Annotated in this window: 14 protein-coding genes; 4 read left to right on the top strand and 10 right to left on the bottom strand. The window is 69.2% G+C overall.

Going from position 1 to position 18,732, the window contains the following annotated elements:
• Nucleotides 1–9 precede the first annotated feature (9 nt).
• A complete protein-coding gene (dld, locus tag AB3X08_RS00190; protein WP_369938621.1) occupies nt 10–1,734 on the top strand; it encodes a D-lactate dehydrogenase in 1,725 nt (574 codons plus the stop codon).
• 797 nt (nt 1,735–2,531) lie between these two features.
• Here dld and ligD read toward each other — a convergent pair.
• Genes ligD through AB3X08_RS00175 form a run of 3 tightly spaced genes read right to left on the bottom strand, consistent with a single transcriptional unit; the run spans nt 2,532 to nt 6,832 of the window.
• On the bottom strand, nt 2,532–5,444 hold the full coding sequence (ligD, locus tag AB3X08_RS00185; RefSeq protein WP_369935381.1) for a non-homologous end-joining DNA ligase: 2,913 nt from the start codon (nt 5,442–5,444) through the stop codon (nt 2,532–2,534).
• A 6-nt stretch (nt 5,445–5,450) separates the two neighbouring features.
• Nucleotides 5,451–6,437: a Ku protein gene (locus tag AB3X08_RS00180; RefSeq protein ID WP_369935379.1), complete on the bottom strand. Its 987-nt coding sequence runs from the start codon at nt 6,435–6,437 to the stop codon at nt 5,451–5,453.
• Nucleotides 6,437–6,832 carry a hypothetical protein gene (locus tag AB3X08_RS00175; RefSeq protein ID WP_369935377.1) on the bottom strand — a complete coding sequence of 132 codons (396 nt, stop codon included), beginning with the start codon at nt 6,830–6,832 and terminating at the stop codon, nt 6,437–6,439. The genes AB3X08_RS00180 and AB3X08_RS00175 overlap by 1 nt, the downstream gene beginning before the upstream one ends.
• A 166-nt stretch (nt 6,833–6,998) precedes the next feature.
• Between AB3X08_RS00175 and AB3X08_RS00170 the strand changes: the two genes are divergently transcribed.
• Complete coding sequence (locus tag AB3X08_RS00170; protein ID WP_369935376.1) at nt 6,999–7,292, top strand: hypothetical protein; 294 nt, start codon at nt 6,999–7,001, stop codon at nt 7,290–7,292.
• 111 nt (nt 7,293–7,403) lie between these two features.
• Here AB3X08_RS00170 and AB3X08_RS00165 read toward each other — a convergent pair whose 3' ends face one another.
• The 3 genes from AB3X08_RS00165 to adh form a co-directional block, all read right to left on the bottom strand.
• Nucleotides 7,404–7,799: a DUF779 domain-containing protein gene (locus AB3X08_RS00165; protein ID WP_369935374.1), complete on the bottom strand. Its 396-nt coding sequence runs from the start codon at nt 7,797–7,799 to the stop codon at nt 7,404–7,406.
• Complete coding sequence (adhP, locus tag AB3X08_RS00160) at nt 7,799–8,827, bottom strand: alcohol dehydrogenase AdhP (RefSeq protein WP_369935372.1); 1,029 nt, start codon at nt 8,825–8,827, stop codon at nt 7,799–7,801. Before adhP ends, AB3X08_RS00165 begins: the two co-directional genes overlap by 1 nt.
• A 133-nt stretch (nt 8,828–8,960) precedes the next feature.
• Entirely contained in the window at nt 8,961–10,490 is a 1,530-nt protein-coding gene (gene adh / locus AB3X08_RS00155; protein ID WP_369935370.1) for an aldehyde dehydrogenase, read from the bottom strand.
• A gap of 244 nt (nt 10,491–10,734) precedes the next feature.
• Between adh and AB3X08_RS00150 the strand changes: the two genes are divergently transcribed.
• Complete coding sequence (locus AB3X08_RS00150) at nt 10,735–12,675, top strand: sigma-54-dependent Fis family transcriptional regulator (protein WP_369935368.1); 1,941 nt, start codon at nt 10,735–10,737, stop codon at nt 12,673–12,675.
• A gap of 225 nt (nt 12,676–12,900) precedes the next feature.
• Here the strand turns inward: AB3X08_RS00150 and AB3X08_RS00145 are convergent, their stop codons facing one another.
• The 4 genes from AB3X08_RS00145 to AB3X08_RS00130 all read right to left on the bottom strand — a co-directional run bounded on the left by AB3X08_RS00145 (nt 12,901) and on the right by AB3X08_RS00130 (nt 17,101).
• Complete coding sequence (locus tag AB3X08_RS00145; protein WP_369935367.1) at nt 12,901–13,320, bottom strand: hypothetical protein; 420 nt, start codon at nt 13,318–13,320, stop codon at nt 12,901–12,903.
• Between the two features lie 254 nt (nt 13,321–13,574).
• Complete coding sequence (locus AB3X08_RS00140) at nt 13,575–14,066, bottom strand: hypothetical protein (protein ID WP_369935366.1); 492 nt, start codon at nt 14,064–14,066, stop codon at nt 13,575–13,577.
• Nucleotides 14,067–14,271: 205 nt separating this feature from the next.
• The gene (locus AB3X08_RS00135; RefSeq protein WP_369935363.1) at nt 14,272–14,922 is read right to left on the bottom strand and encodes a hypothetical protein; all 651 of its coding nucleotides are present in this window, start codon (nt 14,920–14,922) and stop codon (nt 14,272–14,274) included.
• Between the two features lie 58 nt (nt 14,923–14,980).
• Nucleotides 14,981–17,101, bottom strand: a complete 2,121-nt coding sequence (locus AB3X08_RS00130; RefSeq protein ID WP_369935362.1) for a TonB-dependent receptor family protein — start codon at nt 17,099–17,101, stop codon at nt 14,981–14,983.
• Nucleotides 17,102–17,515: 414 nt separating this feature from the next.
• Between AB3X08_RS00130 and AB3X08_RS00125 the strand changes: the two genes are divergently transcribed.
• Complete coding sequence (locus tag AB3X08_RS00125; protein WP_369935361.1) at nt 17,516–18,718, top strand: aromatic amino acid transaminase; 1,203 nt, start codon at nt 17,516–17,518, stop codon at nt 18,716–18,718.
• Nucleotides 18,719–18,732: the final 14 nt, after the last annotated feature.

Below are 18,732 nucleotides of genomic sequence, written 5' to 3'. Positions count from 1 at the left end.
ATGAACGCTATGGACACCGAAGCACGCCTGCTGCGCCAGCTGCGCGATGCGGTAGGCCGGCGCCACGTCCTGGTCGGCGACCGGGCGACGCGGCGCTTCCGCAAGGGCTATCGCTTCGGCGAGGGCCGGGTGCTGGCAGTGGCGCGCCCGGGCACGCTGCTGGAACTGTGGCGCGTGCTGCAGGCCGTGGTGGCCGCGGACCGCATCGTCATCGTGCAGGCCGCCAACACCGGCCTCACCGGCGGCTCGACCCCGGACGGCGACGACTACGACCGGCAGATCGTGCTGGTCAGCACGCTGCGCCTGCGCGGCGTGCAGTTGCTGCACGACGGCCGCCAGGTGGTGTGCCTGCCGGGGGCCACCCTGGATGCGCTGGAACGGCGGCTGCAGCCGCTGCAGCGCGAGCCGCATTCGGTGATCGGTTCCTCGTGCATCGGCGCCTCGGTGCTGGGCGGGGTGTGCAACAACTCCGGCGGCGCACTGGTGCGGCGCGGCCCGACCTACACCCAGCTGGCGCTGTTCGCGCAGCTCGGCGCCGACGGCCAGTTGCGGCTGGTGAACCATCTCGGCATCGCGCTGGGCGAAACGCCCGAGCAGATCCTGACCCGGCTGCAGGCCGGCGACTACGCCGCGGCCGACGTCGTCGACGACCCTGCCCGCGCCGCTTCCGACCCGGACTACGCCGCGCACGTGCGCGACGTGGACGCGGACACGCCGGCGCGCTTCAACGCCGACCCGGCACGGCACTACGAGGCCTCCGGCTCGGCCGGGCGGCTGTGCGTGTTCGCGGTGCGGCTGGACACGTTCCCGCGCGAGGACAGCACGGTCTTCTACATCGGCAGCAACGCCACCGACGACCTGACCGCGCTGCGCCGCGGCCTGCTCACCGCCTTCGCGCAGCCGCCGATCAGCGGCGAGTACCTGCACCGCGACGCGTTCGACATCGGCGCGCGCTATGGCAAGGATACCTTCCTGCTGATCGACCGCTTCGGCACCGGCGCGGTGCCCAGGGCGTTCGCGCTGAAGAGCCGCGTGGACGGCTGGTGCGAGGCACTGGGCCTGCCCGGCTTGGCCGACCGCGCACTGCAGGCGCTGACCGATCGCTTGCCGGACCACCTGCCGCCGCGGCTGCGCGCCTACCGCGATCGCTTCGCGCATCACCTGCTGCTGCGCGTGTCCGCGACCGACGCGGCCGCGACCGATGCGTTCCTCGCCGCCCACTTCGCCGATCGCGACAGTGGCGCCTACTTTCGCTGCGATGCCGACGAGGGCCGCAAGGCCTTCCTGCACCGCTTCGCCGTGGCCGGCGCGGCGGTGCGCTACCGCCAGGTGCATCGCGACACGGTCGCCGACATCGTCGCACTGGACGTGGCGCTGCGCCGCAACGATCGCCAGTGGCAGGAAACGCTACCGCCGGAACTGGAGAATGCGTTGCTGGGCAAGCTCTACTACGGCCACTTCTTCTGCCACGTGTTCCACCGGGACTATCTGGTGCGCAAGGGCCACGATCCGCTGGCGATCGAGCATGCGATGTGGACGCTGCTGGACCAGCGCGGCGCCGAATACCCGGCCGAGCACAACGTCGGCCACCTGTACCGCGCCAAGCCGGCGCTGGCGGCGTTCTACCGCGCGCTGGACCCGACCAACAGCTTCAACCCGGGGATCGGCCAGACGCCGAAGGGCAAGCATTGGCGGGCCTGCGGTGGCGCGCATGAGGAGCCGGCGGCACGTTAGGCATGCGTCATGCGCGGCGCATTGGCGATGGGACTCGGTTGTGTTGCGACCGCGTTTCCCATGGATGTCTTAGCGCCATAGCCACTTCATCTTCCTGTCGCGGCTGAAGCCGCTCCTACAGTACATCCTACGCGCGAGCGGCAAGTTCCTCGTGGGAGCGACTTCAGCCGCGACGCGCGAAGCGATGGAGGTACTGCGACCGGACCGCGTCGGGACTGAAGTCCCTCCCACAGTGCGCCCAGCGAACACGCCACAAGTTCCTGCTCCTGTAGGAGCGGCTTCAGCCGCGACGAACGAAGCCGGCATCTTGGCGGTTTTGTTTGTCTGTCGCGCTGAAGCCGCTCCTAAAATGCACTCTGCACGCAAGCCGCAAGCTTCTTGTGGGAGCGACTTCAGTCGCGACGAGCGGAGCGATGGAGGTACTGCGACCTGACCGCGTCGGGACTGAAGTCCCTCCCACAGTGCGCCCAGCGAACACGCCACAAGTTCCTGCTCCTGTAGGAGCGGCTTCAGCCGCGACGAACGAAGCCGGCATCTTGGCGGTTTTGTTTGTCTGTCGCTCTGAAGCCGCTCCTACAATGCACTCTGCACTCTGCACTCTGCACTCTGCACGCAAGCCGCAAGCTTCTTGTGGGAGCGACTTCAGTCGCGACGAGCGAAGCGGTGGAGGTGCCGCGACGGACCGCGTCGGGACTGAAGTCCCTCCCACAGTGCACCCAGCGAACGCGCCGCAGGTCCCTGCCCCCGTGCGCGCTTGCGATGCGACGGCAGCAGCACAGATCCGCTCAGTGGCCGCATCACGTCCCCGGCAAACGCTGCCGCAGCGCGTCCATCTCCTTCCATGGATGCTCGCGCAGGCGCGCGGCGCGTTGCAGTGCCTTGGCCAGCGGGAATACCTGCGGCGAGGCGATCCGCGCCAGTTCCTCCCAGCGCAGCGGCACCGCCACGGTGGCGTGCTCACGCGCGCGCAGCGACCACGAGCAGACGCTGGTGTTGCCGCGGCCGTTGCGCAGCCAATCGATGAAGATCACCCCGTTGCGCTTGGCCTTGCTCATCGTGGCCACATAGCGCTCGGGCGCGGAGGACGCCAGCGCCTGGGCGAAGGCTTCGCAGAAATCGCGCGCCTGCTCCCAGTCCGCGCCGGGCACGATCGGCACCACCACGTGCAGGCCCTTGCCGCCGGACAGGCGCACGAAGCTCTCCAGCCCGGTCTCGCGCAGGCGCGTACGGATCTCGCGCGCGGCGGCCTTGATCTGCGTCCAGCTCACGCCCTCGCCCGGGTCCAGGTCGAATACCAGCCGGTCCGGGTGCTCGGGATCGTCCACGGTCGAACCCCAGGGATGCAGCTCCAGGGTGTTCATCTGCACCAATTCCAGCAGGCCGGCCAGATCGTCGATGTACAGGTAGTCCTCGGTGCCGCTCTTCTGCTTCAGCGCGATCGCATGCACGTGCTGGCCCAGCGCGCGGTTGTTGTGCTTCTGGAAGAAGCATTCGCCACCGGCGCCATCGGGGCAGCGCAGCAACGACAGCGGACGCCCGGCGACTTCCTGCAGTACCCACGGCGCAATGGCGCGGTAGTAGTCGGCGACCTCGCCCTTGCTGATGCCGGCGGACGGATACACCACGCGCTCTGGATGGGTGATGACGACCGCGGCAGCCGCGGCGTCGTTGCTGGCGGAGGAAGCGGCCTTCTGCGCCGCAGCGCTTGCGCGTGGCGCCGGCATGGCGCTCGTCGGTTTGCGCTTGGCGGCGTCGCTTTTCGCAGCATCGTCTTTCGAAGTGGTGCTGCGTTTCGTCGGCTTGGCCGATTCACGCGCGGCAGGCGCGGCCTTCTTCGCCGAGGAAGCTGCGTTCTGCGTTGCAGCGCTTGCGCGTGGCGCCGGCTTGGCGCTCGCCGGTTTGCGCTTGGCGGCGCCGCTTTTCGCAGCATCGTCTTTCGAAGTGGCGCTGCGTTTCGTCGGCTTGGCCGATCCACGCGCGGCCGGCGCGGTCTTCTTCGCCGATGCCGCCGTGCGCGCCGCCACGGCACGGCTGCCCTGGGCTGCCGCCGGCGGTGGCGCACGATCGCCGCCCAGATCCTGCAGCGGCTTGTCCTCGCGCAGGCGCTTGAACGCGGCCTGGCGCAACAAACCTTCCTTGGCCCAGCCGCGGAAGGCGACTTCTGCCACCAACTGCGGCCGCACCCAATGCACGCTGCGCCGCGGGAATGGCGCATGCGCGGGAATGTCCACCACCTCCTGCTCGCTGTGCAACGCCTGCAGCTGCGCAAGCAGGCGCCGCAGGCCGGATGCGTCGAAGCCGGTGCCGACGCGGCCGACATAGCGCAGCCCGCCATCGCTGCGCTGCGCCAGCAGCAGCGAGCCGAAGCCGCTGCGCGCGCCCTTGGGATCGGTATAGCCGACGATGACGAAATCGTCGCTGTTCTCGTGCTTGGTCTTGACCCAATCGCCGCCGCGGCCGCCGTGATAGCGCGCGTCCGCTCGCTTGCTGACCACGCCCTCGTAGCCCTTCGCCGCCGCCGCGGCGAACACCTCCGGGCCACGGCCGAGCACGTGGTCGCTGTAGGCCAGTACACCCGGCGTGTCGCCGAGCAGCTGCCGCAACAAGTGCTTGCGCTGCAGCAGCGGAACCTCGCGCAGGTCCACGCCGGCCACGCCGAGCAGATCGAATACCAAGTAGCGCAGCGGCTGCTTGGAGCTGCCCTCGATGACCCGTTGCAAGGCGGAGAAATCGCTGCGGCCATCGGCATCGAGTACCACCAGCTCGCCGTCCAGCCGCGCCTCGCTCACCGGCAAGGCCTGCACCGCGTGCGCGACCTCGGGAAAGGTGCCGGTCCAGGCCTGGTCGTTGCGCGAGCGCAGCGTCGCCCGGCCGGCGTCGAGATCGGCGAGCAGGCGGTAGCCGTCCCACTTGATCTCGTGCAGCCATTGCGCGCCATCGGGGGCGCGATCGCGCAGCAGGGTCAGCTGTGCACGCTCGCCTGGCGGACACGGGCGATCGCGCGCACCGTCCAATGCCAGCGCGCGCTTGCGCCAGGCCGCATCGCTGCGCCGCGGCCGCGCGGCCGACGGGGCGACAGCGCGGGCAGACGTTGCTGGGGCTGCCTCGCGTGCCGGCCTGGAAGCCTTGCCGACCTTGCTGGCCTTCGTTGGCTTGGCGGTCTTGGCCACGCGCTTCGGCGCAGGCGCGGGGACCGGCTCCGCCAGCAGGGCATCGGCATCGCGATCGGCAGCGAACGCGTCGTCGCGCTTGATCAGCAGCCACTGCGGCTGCTTGCCGCGCAACGCGGTGCGCACCAGTTTCCAGTTGCCGTTGAGGCGCTCGCCGTGCAACACGAAATCCAGCTTGCCGGCGGCGATCGCGGCCAGCGGCTCGCCGTCGCACGACCAGGTGCCGTGGTCGAATACATCGACATGGCCGGCGCCGTAATGGCCTTCGGGAATATCGCCGGCGAAGCCGGCGTAGGACAGCGGATGATCCTCCACCTGCACCGCCAGGCGCTTTTCGCCGACGCGCAGCGACGGGCCCTTCGGCACCGCCCAGCTCTTCAGCACGCCGTCGGCTTCCAGGCGGAAATCGTAGTGGCGCGAGCTGGCGTGGTGCAGCTGCACGACGAAGATCGGCCGCTGCGACGGCGCCGCGGCGCCGTCGTCGGCCGGTTCCGGGGTCGCGCCGAAGCGGCGTTTGCGGGCGTACTCGCGCAGCGTCATCGCAGCCTACCCCGCCTTGCGCCGCGCCGGCGCCTTGCGCGCGGCCGCTTTCGCCGGCTTGGCCTTGGCCGCGGATTTCGCGGCGGATTTCGCCGCGGGCTTGGCCGCCTTTTTCGCCGCTTTCTTGGCCGGCTTCTTCGCGGTCTTGCTCACCGGCACCGCCTCCTCCGCTTTTTTCGCCGGGGTGCGGCGCTTGGCGTCCAGGCTCTTCTGCAGCAGCGACATGAAATCGACCACGTTGGTCGTGGCGTCCTCGCGGTGCGGCGCGTCGGCCTCGTCGTCCACCTGCGCGGTGCCCTCCTGCGCCTTGATCCGCTTCTGGATCACCGCCTGCAGGCGCTCGCGGAATTCGTCGTGGTAGGACGCCGGATCCCACGTGCCGGACATCGAGTCGATCAGTTGCGCGGCCATCTCGGTTTCCTTGGCGCTGATCCGGTAGTCGGCGGCCTTGCCGCTGGGCAGCGTGTAGTCGTCCAGCGCGACCAGTTCCTGCGGATAGCGCAGCAGGATCAGCACCAGCGCATCTTCCTGCGGCATCACCGCCGACAGGTATTCGCGGGTGCGGATCACCACCCGCGCAATGCCGACCTTGCCGGTGGCGCGCAGCGTCTCGCGCAGCAGCACATAGCCCTTCTCCGCCTTCTTGCCCGGCACCAGCACGTAGGGCTTCTCGAAATAACGCAGGTCGATGTCGGCGGCGTCGACGAAGGCTTCCACCTCCACCGTCTCGTGGCTTTCCGGTGCGGCCGAGGCGATGTCCTTCTGCTCGACCACCACATAGTTGCCCTTGCTGTACTCGAAGGCCTTGACGATGTCCTTCCACGGCACCTCTTCGCCGGTGTCGGCGTTGACCCGCTCGAAGCGGATCGGGCGCTTGTCGCGCGCATCGAGCATGCGGAAGTGCAGGTCGACCCGGCGTTCGCCGGACATCAGCGAGACCGGCACGTTGAGCAGGCCGAAGGACAGGGTGCCGGTCCAGATCGGGCGCGCCATCAGTGCGCCTCCATGCGTAGTGCCGACGCCGGCAGATGGTCCAGCGCCTGCCACGCATCCTCGATCACCGGCCGAGCCTGGCGCCAATCCAGCTGCGATTCGCCGCGGACCTGTTCCCAGTGCGCGGCCAGTTCGCCGTCGGTGTCGGCCATGGGCGCGCGCGGCCAGCCGCCGGCGTGGGTGCGCAGCGCGAACGCATAGGCCGGGCACAGGTCGCGCCATGGGGTGCCGTGGCGATCGCGGCGCTGGCGATAGTCGGCCAGGCTGTACTGGCGGTAGTCCGCTGCGTCGTGCGGGCGCGGACTTGCCGGGTCGGGACCGTGCAGCGGCGCGGCCGGCAACGGATCCAGGTGGGCATTGAACAGCAGCGGATCGGGGCGGGCGCTGGGGCACATGGCGAAAGCTCCGGAAGGCATCGGCGGCATGGGGATGGGCAGCAGTAGCGCCGGTGCCGTTAGCCGTTCGTGACAATCGTGTGGACGCATTGCGATTCGCAGTGGCTTCACCGGCAACGCGCTGCACTGTCCGCACGTTCCCCACCCCCTACAGGAGGAATCGGCCATGGCCACACCCACCGACCCGCTGCGTCGCAACGAACCGGTTCCCGGCGAACAACGCGGCAAGCGCGATGCCCAGGACCGCGAGGATCGCGGCGCCGGCGATCGCCCGCAGACCATCGTCGAACACGAACCTCGCACCGGCGAGGACCGGGCGGCGCCCGACACGGCGCCGGAGCCGGCCAGCGCCGAGCACGCGCACAAGCACCATGCCGACGCCAATCAGGACGAAGCGCTGGAAGAGACCTTCCCGGCCAGCGACCCGGTGTCGCCGTTCGTGCCGTCCAAGGCGCCGTAGGCCACGGCTGCCCTGCTGCCCTTGTAGGAGCGGCTTCAGCCGCGACCGGGTGCATGGATCGATGGATCCTGTCGCGGCTGAAGCCGCTCCTACAGAGAGCCGTTCGCCCCGTTACACCTTCCCCGCTGCCTGCAGCGCGGCGTATTCCTCGTCGCCGAACAGCCGCGAGCGCACCAGGAAGCGTACGCCCTCGCCGTTCTCCAGCGAAAACATGCCGCCGCGCCCGGGCACCACGTCGATGATCAGCTGGGTGTGCTTCCAGTAATCGAACTGCGAGGCGCTGATGTAGAACGGCGCGCCGCCGATCTCCCCCAGTTGCACGTCGCGGTCGCCGACGATGAAGTCGTCCTGCGGATAGCACATCGGCGAGGAACCGTCGCAACAGCCGCCCGACTGATGGAACAGCAACGGCCCATGCCGCGCGCGCAGCGTGTCGATCAGCTGCAGCGCCGGCAACGTCGCCAGCACCTGCAGCGGTACACCGGAGGCCGGCGCGGCGGCGTCCATCAGGCCGCCATGTCCAGCACGATGCGGCCTTCGATCTTGCCCGCGTGCATGCGCGCGAACACGTCGTTGATGTTGTCCAGCGTGTCGGTGGCCACGGTCGCGGCGACCTTGCCCTGCTCGGCGAAGTCCAGCGATTCCTGCAGGTCCAGGCGGGTACCGACGATGGAGCCGCGCACGGTCACGCCGTTGAGCACCATGCCGAAGATGTCCAGCGGGAACTGGCCCGGCGGCAAGCCGTTCAACGACACCGTGCCGCCGCGGCGGACCATGCCGATCGCCTGCTCGAACGCCTTCGGCGACACCGCGGTGACCAGGGCGCCGTGCGCGCCGCCGATCTCCTTCTTCAGGTAGGCCACGGGATCGGTGCTCAGCGCATTCACCGTCACCGTGGCGCCCAGGCGCCGGGCCAGCGCCAGCTTGGCGTCGTCCACGTCCACCGCGGCCACGTTCAGGCCCATCGCCTTGGCGTATTGCACCGCCATGTGGCCGAGCCCGCCGATGCCGGAGATCACCACCCAGTTGCCGGGCTTGGTGTCGGTGACCTTCAGGCCCTTGTACACGGTGACGCCGGCGCACAGGATCGGCGCGATCTCGACGAAGCCGATGTTTTTCGGCAAATGGCCGACGTAGTTGGCGTTGGCCAGCGCGTACTCGGCGAAACCGCCGTTGACCGAATAGCCTGAATTCTGCTGCGCCTCGCACAGCGTCTCCCAGCCGCCCAGGCAGTGCTCGCAATGCCCGCAGGCCGAATACAGCCACGGAATGCCGACCCGGTCGCCTTCCTTGACGTGGTCGACGCCGGCACCGACCGCGACCACGTGGCCCACGCCCTCGTGGCCGGGAATGAACGGCGGGTTCGGCTTCACCGGCCAGTCGCCCTCGGCCGCGTGCAGGTCGGTATGGCAAACGCCGCAGGCTTCGATCTTGACCAGGATGTCGCCGGCCTGCGGCCGCGGCACCTCCACTTCCTCGATCGTCAGCGGCTTGCCGAATTCGCGCACCACGGCGGCCTTCATTGTCTTGTCCATCGAAACGCTCCTGTGGAAAACGGTGACGTCACCATCGCGCGTCCGGCGACGGGGTGCCTTGATCCAGATCAGTTGGACGCGGGGAACAGGAACGGCGGCGGCAAGTACGCCGCCGCCCTGCCCCGCGCCGCGCTCAGAAGAAGCCCAGCGCCTTCGGCGAGTAGCTGACCAGCAGGTTCTTGGTCTGCTGGTAGTGGTCGAGCATCATCTTGTGGTTCTCGCGGCCGATGCCCGACTGCTTGTAGCCACCGAACGCGGCATGCGCCGGATAGGCGTGGTAGCAGTTGGTCCACACCCGTCCGGCCTGGATCGCGCGGCCCATGCGGTACAGCCGCGACGCATCGCGGCTCCACACGCCGGCACCCAACCCGTACAAGGTGTCGTTGGCGATCGCCAAGGCGTCGGCCTCGTCCCTGAACGTGGTCACCGAGACCACCGGCCCGAAGATCTCTTCCTGGAACACGCGCATCTTGTTGTGGCCCTTGAACACCGTCGGCTTGACGTAGAAGCCGCCGGCCAGCTCGCCGTCCAGCGCGTTGCGTTCGCCGCCGATCAGCACTTCGGCGCCTTCCTGCTTGCCGATGTCGATGTAGGACAGGATCTTCTCCAGCTGCTCGCTGGAGGCCTGCGCGCCGACCATGGTGTTGGGATCCAGCGGATTGCCCTGCTTGATCGCGGCCACGCGCTTGAGCACCTTCTCCATGAATTTGTCGTAGATCGATTCCTGGATCAGCGCGCGCGACGGGCAGGTGCATACCTCGCCCTGGTTGAAGGCGAACAGCACGAAGCCTTCGATCGCCTTGTCGAGGAAATCGTCGTCCTCGGCCATCACGTCGGCGAAGAAGATGTTCGGCGACTTGCCGCCCAGCTCCAGCGTCACCGGGATCAGGTTCTGGCTGGCGTACTGCATGATCAGCCGCCCGGTGGTGGTCTCGCCGGTGAAGGCGATCTTGGCGATGCGCGGATTACTGGCCAGCGGCTTGCCCGCTTCCAGGCCGAAGCCGTTGACCACGTTGAGCACGCCCGGCGGCAGCAGGTCGCCGATCACTTCCATCAGCACCAGGATCGAGGCCGGGGTCTGCTCGGCCGGCTTCATCACCACGCAGTTGCCGGCCGCCAACGCCGGGGCGAGTTTCCAGCACGCCATCAGCAGCGGGAAGTTCCACGGGATGATCTGCCCGACCACGCCCAGCGGTTCGTGGAAGTGGTAGGCGATGGTGTCGCTGTCGATCTCGGAGATGCCGCCTTCCTGCGCGCGGATGGCGCCGGCGAAGTAGCGGAAGTGGTCGGCGCACAGCGGCACGTCGGCGTTGAGCGTCTCGCGCAGCGGCTTGCCGTTGTCCCAGGTTTCGGCATAGGCCAGCAGCTCGAGGTTCTGTTCGATGCGGTCGGCGATCTTCAGCAGCGCGTTGCTGCGCTCGGTGGCCGAAGTCTTGCCCCAGGCGTCCTTGGCCGCGTGCGCGGCGTCCAGCGCGGCCTCGATGTCCTGCGCGTCGGAGCGCGCCACCGAGGTGAACACCTTGCCGGTGATCGGCGTGCTGTTGTCGAAGTAGCGGCCACTCTTGGGTTCCACCCATTGCCCGCCGATGAAATTGCCGTAGCGCGACTTGAAGATGGACTGCGGATCGGTGGCATGCGGCTTGGCGGTGGTGACGGCGTTCATCGGTGTCTCCTGCGGCGGTGGGAAAGGGATGGGACACGCCCATCCAGGTACGCGGTAAGCGCAAGAGCGATGCCAGGTTTTCGCTGTTGCGCCGCGTCATGGCCGCGCGCCGCGGCCGCTCGACGCGGCGTCTGTTTTCCTGCTGCAGCGCGTCACGCGTGCCGATTGCATGCGGGCGACGGATGTGGTGTTTATCGGAACACCTGTCCCAACACCTGTCGCAATTTGCGACAGCGGAGCCGTCATGGCGCAACAGCCATCGCAGCAGCAACTCGGCCACGCGCGCCGGATCTTCTTCGAACGCGGCGGCGCGCCGGTCGGCCAAGTGCCGGACACCATCCTGCAGTCGTGGCAGCGCTGCCAGCGCCTGGGCCTGGCGGCGCAGGGCACGCCGCCGATCGAGCCGGTCAGCGCGCCGCGCCTGCGCGAATTGCGCGAGGCGCACGAACGCCTGTGGCGGCTGGCCCGCGCCGAACTGGAAGGCCTGGCCGGCGATGCCGCCGCCACCGGCAGCATCGTGCTGCTGACCGACGAGGCCGGCTGGATCCTCGACGCCGAAGGCAGCCCGCGCTTCCTCGACAAGGCCGGGCGCGTGGCGCTGATGCCGGGCGCGTGCTGGAGCGAGACCCAGGTCGGCACCAACGCGATCGGCACCGCCATCGTCGAGAGCCGCTCGGTGGAAGTGCGCGGCGGCGAGCATTACTTCGCGCCGCACCAGATCCTCAGCTGCGCCGCGGTGCCGATCTTCGATCCCTACGGCCAGCTGGCCGGCGTGCTGGACATTTCCGGCGACGCCAGCGTGCAGCACATGCACGCGCTGGGACTGGCGCGGATGGCGGTGGCCAGCATCGAACACCGCTATTTCGACGACGGCATCGCCGATTGCGAACTGCTGCGCGTGCACCACGATGCGGCGCTGCTCGGCACGGCGCGCGAAGGCCTGCTCGCGTTCCGCAACGGCAAGCTGGTCGCGGCCAACCAGGCCGGCTTGCGCCTGTTCGGGCTGGAGCGGCACGACCTGGGCCGCGCGCCCTACGCGGCCTTGTTCGAAGAGCCGCTGTCGCGGCTGCGCCAGCAGGGCAGCGTGTTTGACCTGCAGGGCCGCGCCCTGCACGGGCGCGTCGACAGCATCGGCGACGCACGGCCGCGGCGGCGTTCGCAGCAGCCGCCGATCACCGTGTCCGCGGCCACGCGCGCGCAGCACGGCGCCGATGCGCCGCTGTTCGATGCCGCGCAGGAGCTGGCGCTGGAACGCGCGCGGCGCGTGCTCGATGCGCAGTTGCCGGTGCTGGTGCAGGGCGAGACCGGCACCGGCAAGGAAGTGTTCGCGCGCGAACTGCATCGGCGCAGCGCGCGCGCCGGCAAGCCGTTCGTCGCGGTCAACTGCGCGGCGCTGCCGGAAGGCCTGATCGAAGCCGAACTGTTCGGCTACGAGGACGGCGCCTTCACCGGCGCGCGCAAGCACGGCAGCCCCGGCCTGCTGCGCCAGGCCGACGGCGGCGTGCTGTTCCTGGACGAAATCGGCGACATGCCGCTGGCCCTGCAGCCGCGGCTGCTGCGCGTACTGCAGGAACGCGAGCTGCTGCCGCTGGGCGGCGGAAAGCCGGTGAAGCTGGATTTCGCGCTGATCTGCGCCACCCATCGCGACCTGGACGAGGCGATGGCCGAGCGCCGTTTCCGCCCCGACCTGTACTACCGCATCGCCCATCACAGCGTGCAGATTCCGGCGTTGAGCGCGCATCCGGACCGGCGCGCCCTGGTGCAGGAACTGTGGGCGCGGGTAGGGCAGGGTCGGCGCCTGACCGACGCGGCGCTGGCCACGCTCAGCGCCTATCCGTGGCCGGGCAACCTGCGCCAGCTGGTGGCCTGCCTGCGCACCCTGGTCGCACTGAGCGACGCCGGCGCGGTGGTGGACGTCGATGCATTGCCGGCCTATCTGCCCGGCGCGGCGCGCGGCATGCGCGCGGCCGGCGGCGACGCGGTGCCGGGGCAGGGCGGATCGCACGGCCAACGGCCGGCGATGCCGGCGAGCACCGCGTCGCACGCGACCGACCTGGACAGCCTCGCCCTGGCGGCGATGCGCGAGGCGCTGGATGCCTGCGGCGGCAACATCGCCCGCGCCGCGCGCCAGCTTGGCGTCAGCCGTAGCACGCTGTACCGCAGGCTCGGACTCGGAACGCGTTGAGCGATTGCGCAGCCGCCAGCGGCGGTGCAGGCAGGATCGCGAACGGCAACGTCTTGCCTCCGGTGTAGCGTCCGCTCCGCTGCATCCGCATGTCGCCGCGGGTTCGGCTCCGTGCGGGCGCTGGCGGGGAGCGATTCGCATCGCTCCCCGCCACACGCGCCATCACAGCGACCGCGCCGACCCGCTCGCCTCGCCGGCGCACGCGCATCGGCATGGCGGCGGCCGTCAGTCGTAGCCGTTGTTCAGGCAGGGCGAACTCTGCGGCGTCAGCACGCTGAAGTTGTCCGCGTACAGGGCGATGACGCAAGTCGCCGGTGCGTCGCTCTGCAGGTAGTTGCACTGCTTGCTGTTGCGGCTGCGCGACACGTTGCCCATCTGGAACGACAGGCTCCAATTGTCGTTGGAACCGGTCTGCGCCTCCAGCTTCACCGGTGCGATCGACGCGCCGGGCGCCAGCGACGTGGCCACCGCGGTGTTGACGAAATTTCCGCAGGTGTGTTTCACGCTGACATTGGTGATGGTCTGGCCGGTTCCGTTGACGACGGCGAACGTGCCTTGGTACAGGGTGGCGCTGACGCCTTCGGCCAAGGCGGGTTTGTTGGCCTTTTCGCTGGCCGTGCTGGTGGCGGTGCTGTTTTCGTCCATGGTGAAGCTCCTGCTGTCAGGACATGGGTGGACTTGCCGGATGTGGGGGTTTTCATACCGTAGCGCTTGCGCGGATGCCGTCGCCAGCGCGGCTGGCGGCATTCGTAGACAGCTGCAGCGCGTTTCGTAGACGCTTGCGGCACGCGGCGCGGCGGCGTTTTTCGGGCATCGGACTGGCGCTCCGCGCGCTTGCATTCCAAGCGACGGCAGCCGGCTCTCCGGATGCGTGGCAGCGGCCATCCGTAGCACGGCCGCTACGGCGGCGCGGATGCCGCAGGTGCGGCGCCATGCGCTTGCGCAGCGCGACGAACGTCGCTCCGAATCTGCCTCCGGGTGGCTTCGGCCTGCGCCTTGATCGCCGACGACGCGGCGGGATTGGACGTGGCGAACGTCGCCAGCTGCAACGCCAGCTCCGGGTCCATCAGCCGCAGCAGGCCCAGCGCATTGCCTTGCCGCACGGGATCGCCCGAGGTGATGTCGGCATAGAACAGTTCGACATACTTGCTCTGCAGCGTGCGCGCGAATTCCTCCTGCTTGTCTTCGACGCTGAGTCTGGCCAGCGCCAGTTGCCCTGCGGAAATCTTGTCGGCGGCGGCATTGCCGTAGAACCCCAGGACCGCGATCGCCAGCGGCGCCAGCGTCTTTTCCATGATCCAGAAGAAGCGCTCGGCCGGGGTCCTGTCTGCCTTGAGCATCTGCTTGAGGCGAGCGATATCGGCCAGCAACCGATCGAGTTTGTCTTCCACGGCAAGGTCTCGGCGAAGTCGGCGCCTGCATGGGCCATCCATGCAGCGGCACCCGTCGCGACGGCATTCCACGCGGCATGCCGGCCGCGGAAGCGGGCTTGCCCGCATGTGGACCGCCGTTCGATCGGTGCTCCTTTCTAAGCGGGGCTAGCGGCTGTTTGTGAAAAACGCACGCCGGCCAAGGTGCGGCACCCTGTGTCCGAGCTCAAGCGGAGCGCGCTCGCCGCTGCTGCAGCATGTCTGCCACTGCACCGGCCTCGCGATCGAGCTGCGCCTGGAACTTGCCGTAGTTGGAAAGATGCAGATGCTGGTAGATCTGTCGCTGCGAATCGGCGAACAGCAGCGGCAACACCGCGCCTGCCGCCGGCTGCGCTGGCAACCAGGCAAACAGCCGCGTGGCACGCATCAGCCGCGCCACGCCTGCCGACACGAACACATGACGCGCGCGCCCATTGCGCATCGCCGCATCGATCATGCGCAGATGCGCGCTGTCCAGATCCGCCGCCACCAACTTGCTGCGCCCGACCGTGGGGACATGCAGCAACTCTACGAAGGAAACCTGCGCCGCTTCCTGTGGAAGGAAGCCCAAGCGCGCGAAACTGCGGTGATAGCGGCGCCCATCGCCGCGATACGCCGGCAGCAGAAACGGATGGTGGACGCCATGGCGCTGCCAGAAATCGGCGCCATCCTGGTGATAGCGCAGCACCTCCGCGAACACCGGACTGGACTCGATGTCCGGCGCATAGTTCGCATCCAGACCAACGAACAGGAATTCCGCATCCCACGGCGCCGCACCTTGGTAGGGGCGGTCGCCGAAGTGCTCGCGCAGCGCAGCGCTTGGATGAAGCTGATACACGACAGCCCCCTAGTCGCGGTGAACCGATGCAATGCGGATGAGCCCAGTCATCATCCCCTCAATGCGCGAAATCCCACTGCACCCCGACCGTATAGCCGCGATCCGGTCCCGGCTCGTAGTAGCGGCCGTTGCTGTCGTTGACGATGACCGAGCCGATGTAAGCGTGATCGAGCGCGTTGTCGATGCGCGCGAAGGTGCGCAGCGCGCCATGCGCGGTGCTCCAGCGGCGCGAGGCCTCCAGGTTCAGCAGCGCATAGCCGGGTGCGGTTTCGGTGGCCAGGTCGTTGGCCACGGTGTCGCCGGCGGCCACCGCTTCGACCGCGAACTGCCACGCGCGCGGCTGCCACTGCCAGCGCGCGAAGAACTGCTGGCGCGGCACCCCGGGCAGGCGCGAACCGGCCGCCACCTGCGCGGTGGGCGTGGCGCAGCCGCTGCTGGCGCAGGTCAGGTAGGCCTGGCGCACGGTGGCCTGCAACCAGGTGTAGGACAGCTGCAGCTGCGCGGCGTCGCCCAGCGGCAGCAGGTAGCTGGCTTCGGCGCCCTGGCGGCGGGTGCGGCCGATGTTGCGGTAGGTGCTGCGGCCATTGGTGTTGCTGGCCACCGCCAGTTCGTCGTCGGTCGTGGCGCGGAACAGCGCCGCTTCCCACGCCGCGCCGGCCTGGTCGCGCCATTTCGCGCCCAGCTCCAGGTTCTCGCTCTTGGCCGCGGACAGGTCCAGCGCCAGGCCGGCGCCACCGTCGTTGCGATAGCCCAGCTCGTTGAAGGTCGGCGTCTCGAAGCCGCGCCCGGCCGAGGCGTAGAAGCGCAGGTCGTCGCTGGCGCGGAACACCACCCCGGCCACCGGCGTGGTCGCCGCATAGTCGGTGCTGCCGCTGTCGTCCGGATTGCGGCCGACGATGTAGGCATCGTCGGAACGGAAGCGCACCTGGCTGTGGCGCAGGCCGGCCAGCAGCGACCAGCGCTCGCTGAACTGCCACCAGGCCTGGGCGAACTGGTCCACGTTCTGTACCTGGTCCTCCTGATCGCGGCGTAGCCGGCCCTTCACCCCCAGCGTGCTGCCGACGAAGTTTTCGTAGCCGGTGCGGTGCTGCTTCTGGCGGTCGGCGTTGGCGCCGACGGTGAACTGGAACGGGCGCCCGGCGAGCTCGCCCTGCCACGCCCAGCGCGCGTCCACGCCGCCGTAGTCGCCGTCCAGGTCGATCAGCCCGCCGGCATGCAGCGGATTGGCCTGCACCGCCACCGGCACCGCCAGGTACTGCTGCACGTCGCGGCGCCCGGCGTAGCCCATCAGCCGCCAGGTCTGCTGGTCCACCTGCTGGGTGAAGATCGCCCCGGCCTGCGCCTGGCGCGTGGACTTGCGCGTATCGAACTGGGTCGCCACCGCGGTGGCCTGCTGCGGATCGGCATGGAACTGGGCGCGGGTCAGGCCCAGCGGATCCTGCGCCCACGGCGCATTGAGGTAGTTCAGCACCAGGTCCAGGCGCCGGCCGGGGGCCAGGTCGAAACCGAACTTGGCGTTGACCGATTCGCGCCGCGCCTGGCTGTGGTCGCGGTAGCCGTCGGTGCGGAAGTGGGTGGCGGCCACGTTATAGTGGACATCGCCTTGCTGGCCCTGCAGCTGCGCCCCGGCGCTATACGTGCCATTGCTGCCGACGGTGCTGCGCAGCCGCCACGGGTCGTCGGGCGCGCCGTCGGCGCTCCACAGTTGCACCACGCCGCCGGAGGAGTTGCCGTACAGCGCCGAGAACGGGCCGCGCAGCACCTCGATGCGCTCGGCGCCGAGCATGTTGAAGTGCGACAGCTGGCCCTGGCCGTCCGGCATCGTCGCCGGGATGCCGTCCAGCAGCAGGCGCACGCCGCGTACGCCGAACGCCGAGCGCGCGCCGAAGCCGCGGATCGACAGTTGCGTGTCCTGCGCATAGTTCTGGCGGTCGCGGGCCAGCAACCCGGGCACGCCGGCCAAGGCCTCGGCGACCTGCACGCCGGTGCGGTTGCTGTCGCCGACGCTGATCGCGGTCAACGACGCCGGCAGGTCGAAATCGTCCACCCCGCTGACCCGTGCGGCCTGCACCTGCACGACCGGCAGGGTGGCGGGATCGGCATCGGCGGCGCAGACGACGGGCGGCAGCCCCGCGGCACACAGGCCGCAGAGCAAGGCAAGAGGATGGCGATTGGGCATGCACGCATCATCGCGCATGCGCCGCCCGGCCGCACGCGGCCTAGGGCCTGTCATCGATTCCCGAGTAGATCGCGTTGGGTCTGTCAGATCGCCAGCCGGTGCTGCGTGGCGCAGCGCCTGACTGGTGGTCGGGTCAAGCCGCGCGGCGCCGGCTGGGGCCTGACAGGCCCGGCCCGCAGGGCCGCTCCTGTGCGCCCTCGGCGCTACGTCATCGCCCGGATGGAACCATTCTCCACGCCTTCTAGTGCTTGCCTCGTGCACGCACACGAGCGGCGCGATCTGCTTGGGGATTGATGACGCGCCCTGGCGCAAAGCCCCGCCACGCAAGGCCTGCGTTTGTTAGGATGGGGCGTTTGACCGCGCCGGCTCCGGTCCCTCCCGGCCCCCACCTTTCGCCACCAAACGAGTACCGCCGTGTCCTTCTTTGCAAACGTGGAACAGGTCCCAGGCGACCCGATCCTGGGCCTGACCGAGGCCTACAACGCCGATCCCCGCCCGACCAAGGTCAACCTGGGCGTGGGCATCTATTACGACGAGAGCGGCCGCATCCCGCTGCTGCGCGCCGTCGAGCAGATCGAGCGACAGCTGGCGCAGGACGCCAAACCGCGCGGCTACCTGCCGATCGACGGCCTGCCGGCGTACGACCTGGCCACGCAGAAGCTGCTGTTCGGCGCCGAGTCGCCGCTGCTGGCCGCCGGCCGCGTCGCCACCTCGCAGACCATCGGCGGCAGCGGCGCGCTGCGCGTGGGCGCGGACCTGCTGAAGAAGCTGCTGTCCACATCGACCATCGCCATCAGCAACCCGAGCTGGGAGAACCACCGCGCGGTGTTCTCGGCCGCCGGCTTCGACGTGGTCGATTACACCTATTTCGATGCGGCCACGCACGGCCTGAACTTCGACGGCATGCTCGCCGACCTGAACAAGCTCGCGCCGGGCACCGTGGTGCTGCTGCATGCCTGCTGCCACAACCCGACCGGCGCCGACCTGACCCAGGAGCAGTGGCGCACGGTCGCCGCGTTGCTGAAGGAACGCAACCTGTTCCCGTTCGTCGACATCGCCTACCAGGGCTTCGACAAGGGCATCGACGAGGATGCCTATGCGGTGCGCCTGCTGGCCGAAGCCGGCATCGACAGCTACGTGGTCGCCAGCTCGTACTCCAAGTCGTTCTCGCTGTACGGCGAGCGCGTCGGCGCGCTGTCGGTGGTCTCGGCCAGCGCGGCCGAGAGCAAGGCGGTGCAGTCGCAGGTCAAGCGCATCATCCGCACCATCTACTCCAGCCCGTCCACGCACGGCGCGGCGCTGGTGGCCGGCGTGCTCACCAGCCCCGAGCTGCGCGCGCTGTGGGAGCAGGAGCTGACCGAGATGCGCGAGCGCATCCACGCGCTGCGCGCCGGCATGGTGCAGAAGCTGGCCGCCCTCGGCGCGCCGGAGTTCGGCTTCATCCAGCAGCAGGCCGGCATGTTCTCCTACTCGGGCCTGAGCAAGGCGCAGGTGGACCGGCTGCGCGAAGAGTTCGGCATCTACGCGGTGGGCACCGGCCGCATCTGCGTGGCCGCGCTGAGCCAGAAGAACCTGGATTACGTGACCCAGGCCGTGGCCACCGTGCACAAGGGCTGAGCGCGCGCGGTACC

Origin of the sequence: Xanthomonas sp. DAR 34887, assembly GCF_041245805.1 — a bacterium.
Taxonomy (GTDB): domain Bacteria; phylum Pseudomonadota; class Gammaproteobacteria; order Xanthomonadales; family Xanthomonadaceae; genus Xanthomonas_A; species Xanthomonas_A tesorieronis.
The sequence above is the reverse complement of the archived record's forward strand: the minus strand, read 5'-3'. Positions and strand labels throughout refer to the sequence as shown.

What these genes read in the sequence shown, in the direction of transcription:
- AB3X08_RS00150 (WP_369935368.1), top strand. Translation starts at nt 10,735, where the DNA reads ATGGCGCAACAGCCATCGCAGCAGCAACTCGGCCACGCGCGCCGGATC.
- adh (WP_369935370.1), bottom strand. Translation starts at nt 10,490, where the DNA reads ATGAACGCCGTCACCACCGCCAAGCCGCATGCCACCGATCCGCAGTCC.
- AB3X08_RS00165 (WP_369935374.1), bottom strand. Translation starts at nt 7,799, where the DNA reads ATGGACGCCGCCGCGCCGGCCTCCGGTGTACCGCTGCAGGTGCTGGCG.
- AB3X08_RS00170 (WP_369935376.1), top strand. Translation starts at nt 6,999, where the DNA reads ATGGCCACACCCACCGACCCGCTGCGTCGCAACGAACCGGTTCCCGGC.
- AB3X08_RS00180 (WP_369935379.1), bottom strand. Translation starts at nt 6,437, where the DNA reads ATGGCGCGCCCGATCTGGACCGGCACCCTGTCCTTCGGCCTGCTCAAC.
- AB3X08_RS00175 (WP_369935377.1), bottom strand. Translation starts at nt 6,832, where the DNA reads ATGTGCCCCAGCGCCCGCCCCGATCCGCTGCTGTTCAATGCCCACCTG.
- AB3X08_RS00145 (WP_369935367.1), bottom strand. Translation starts at nt 13,320, where the DNA reads ATGGACGAAAACAGCACCGCCACCAGCACGGCCAGCGAAAAGGCCAAC.
- dld (WP_369938621.1), top strand. Translation starts at nt 10, where the DNA reads ATGGACACCGAAGCACGCCTGCTGCGCCAGCTGCGCGATGCGGTAGGC.
- AB3X08_RS00130 (WP_369935362.1), bottom strand. Translation starts at nt 17,101, where the DNA reads ATGCCCAATCGCCATCCTCTTGCCTTGCTCTGCGGCCTGTGTGCCGCG.
- adhP (WP_369935372.1), bottom strand. Translation starts at nt 8,827, where the DNA reads ATGGACAAGACAATGAAGGCCGCCGTGGTGCGCGAATTCGGCAAGCCG.
- ligD (WP_369935381.1), bottom strand. Translation starts at nt 5,444, where the DNA reads ATGACGCTGCGCGAGTACGCCCGCAAACGCCGCTTCGGCGCGACCCCG.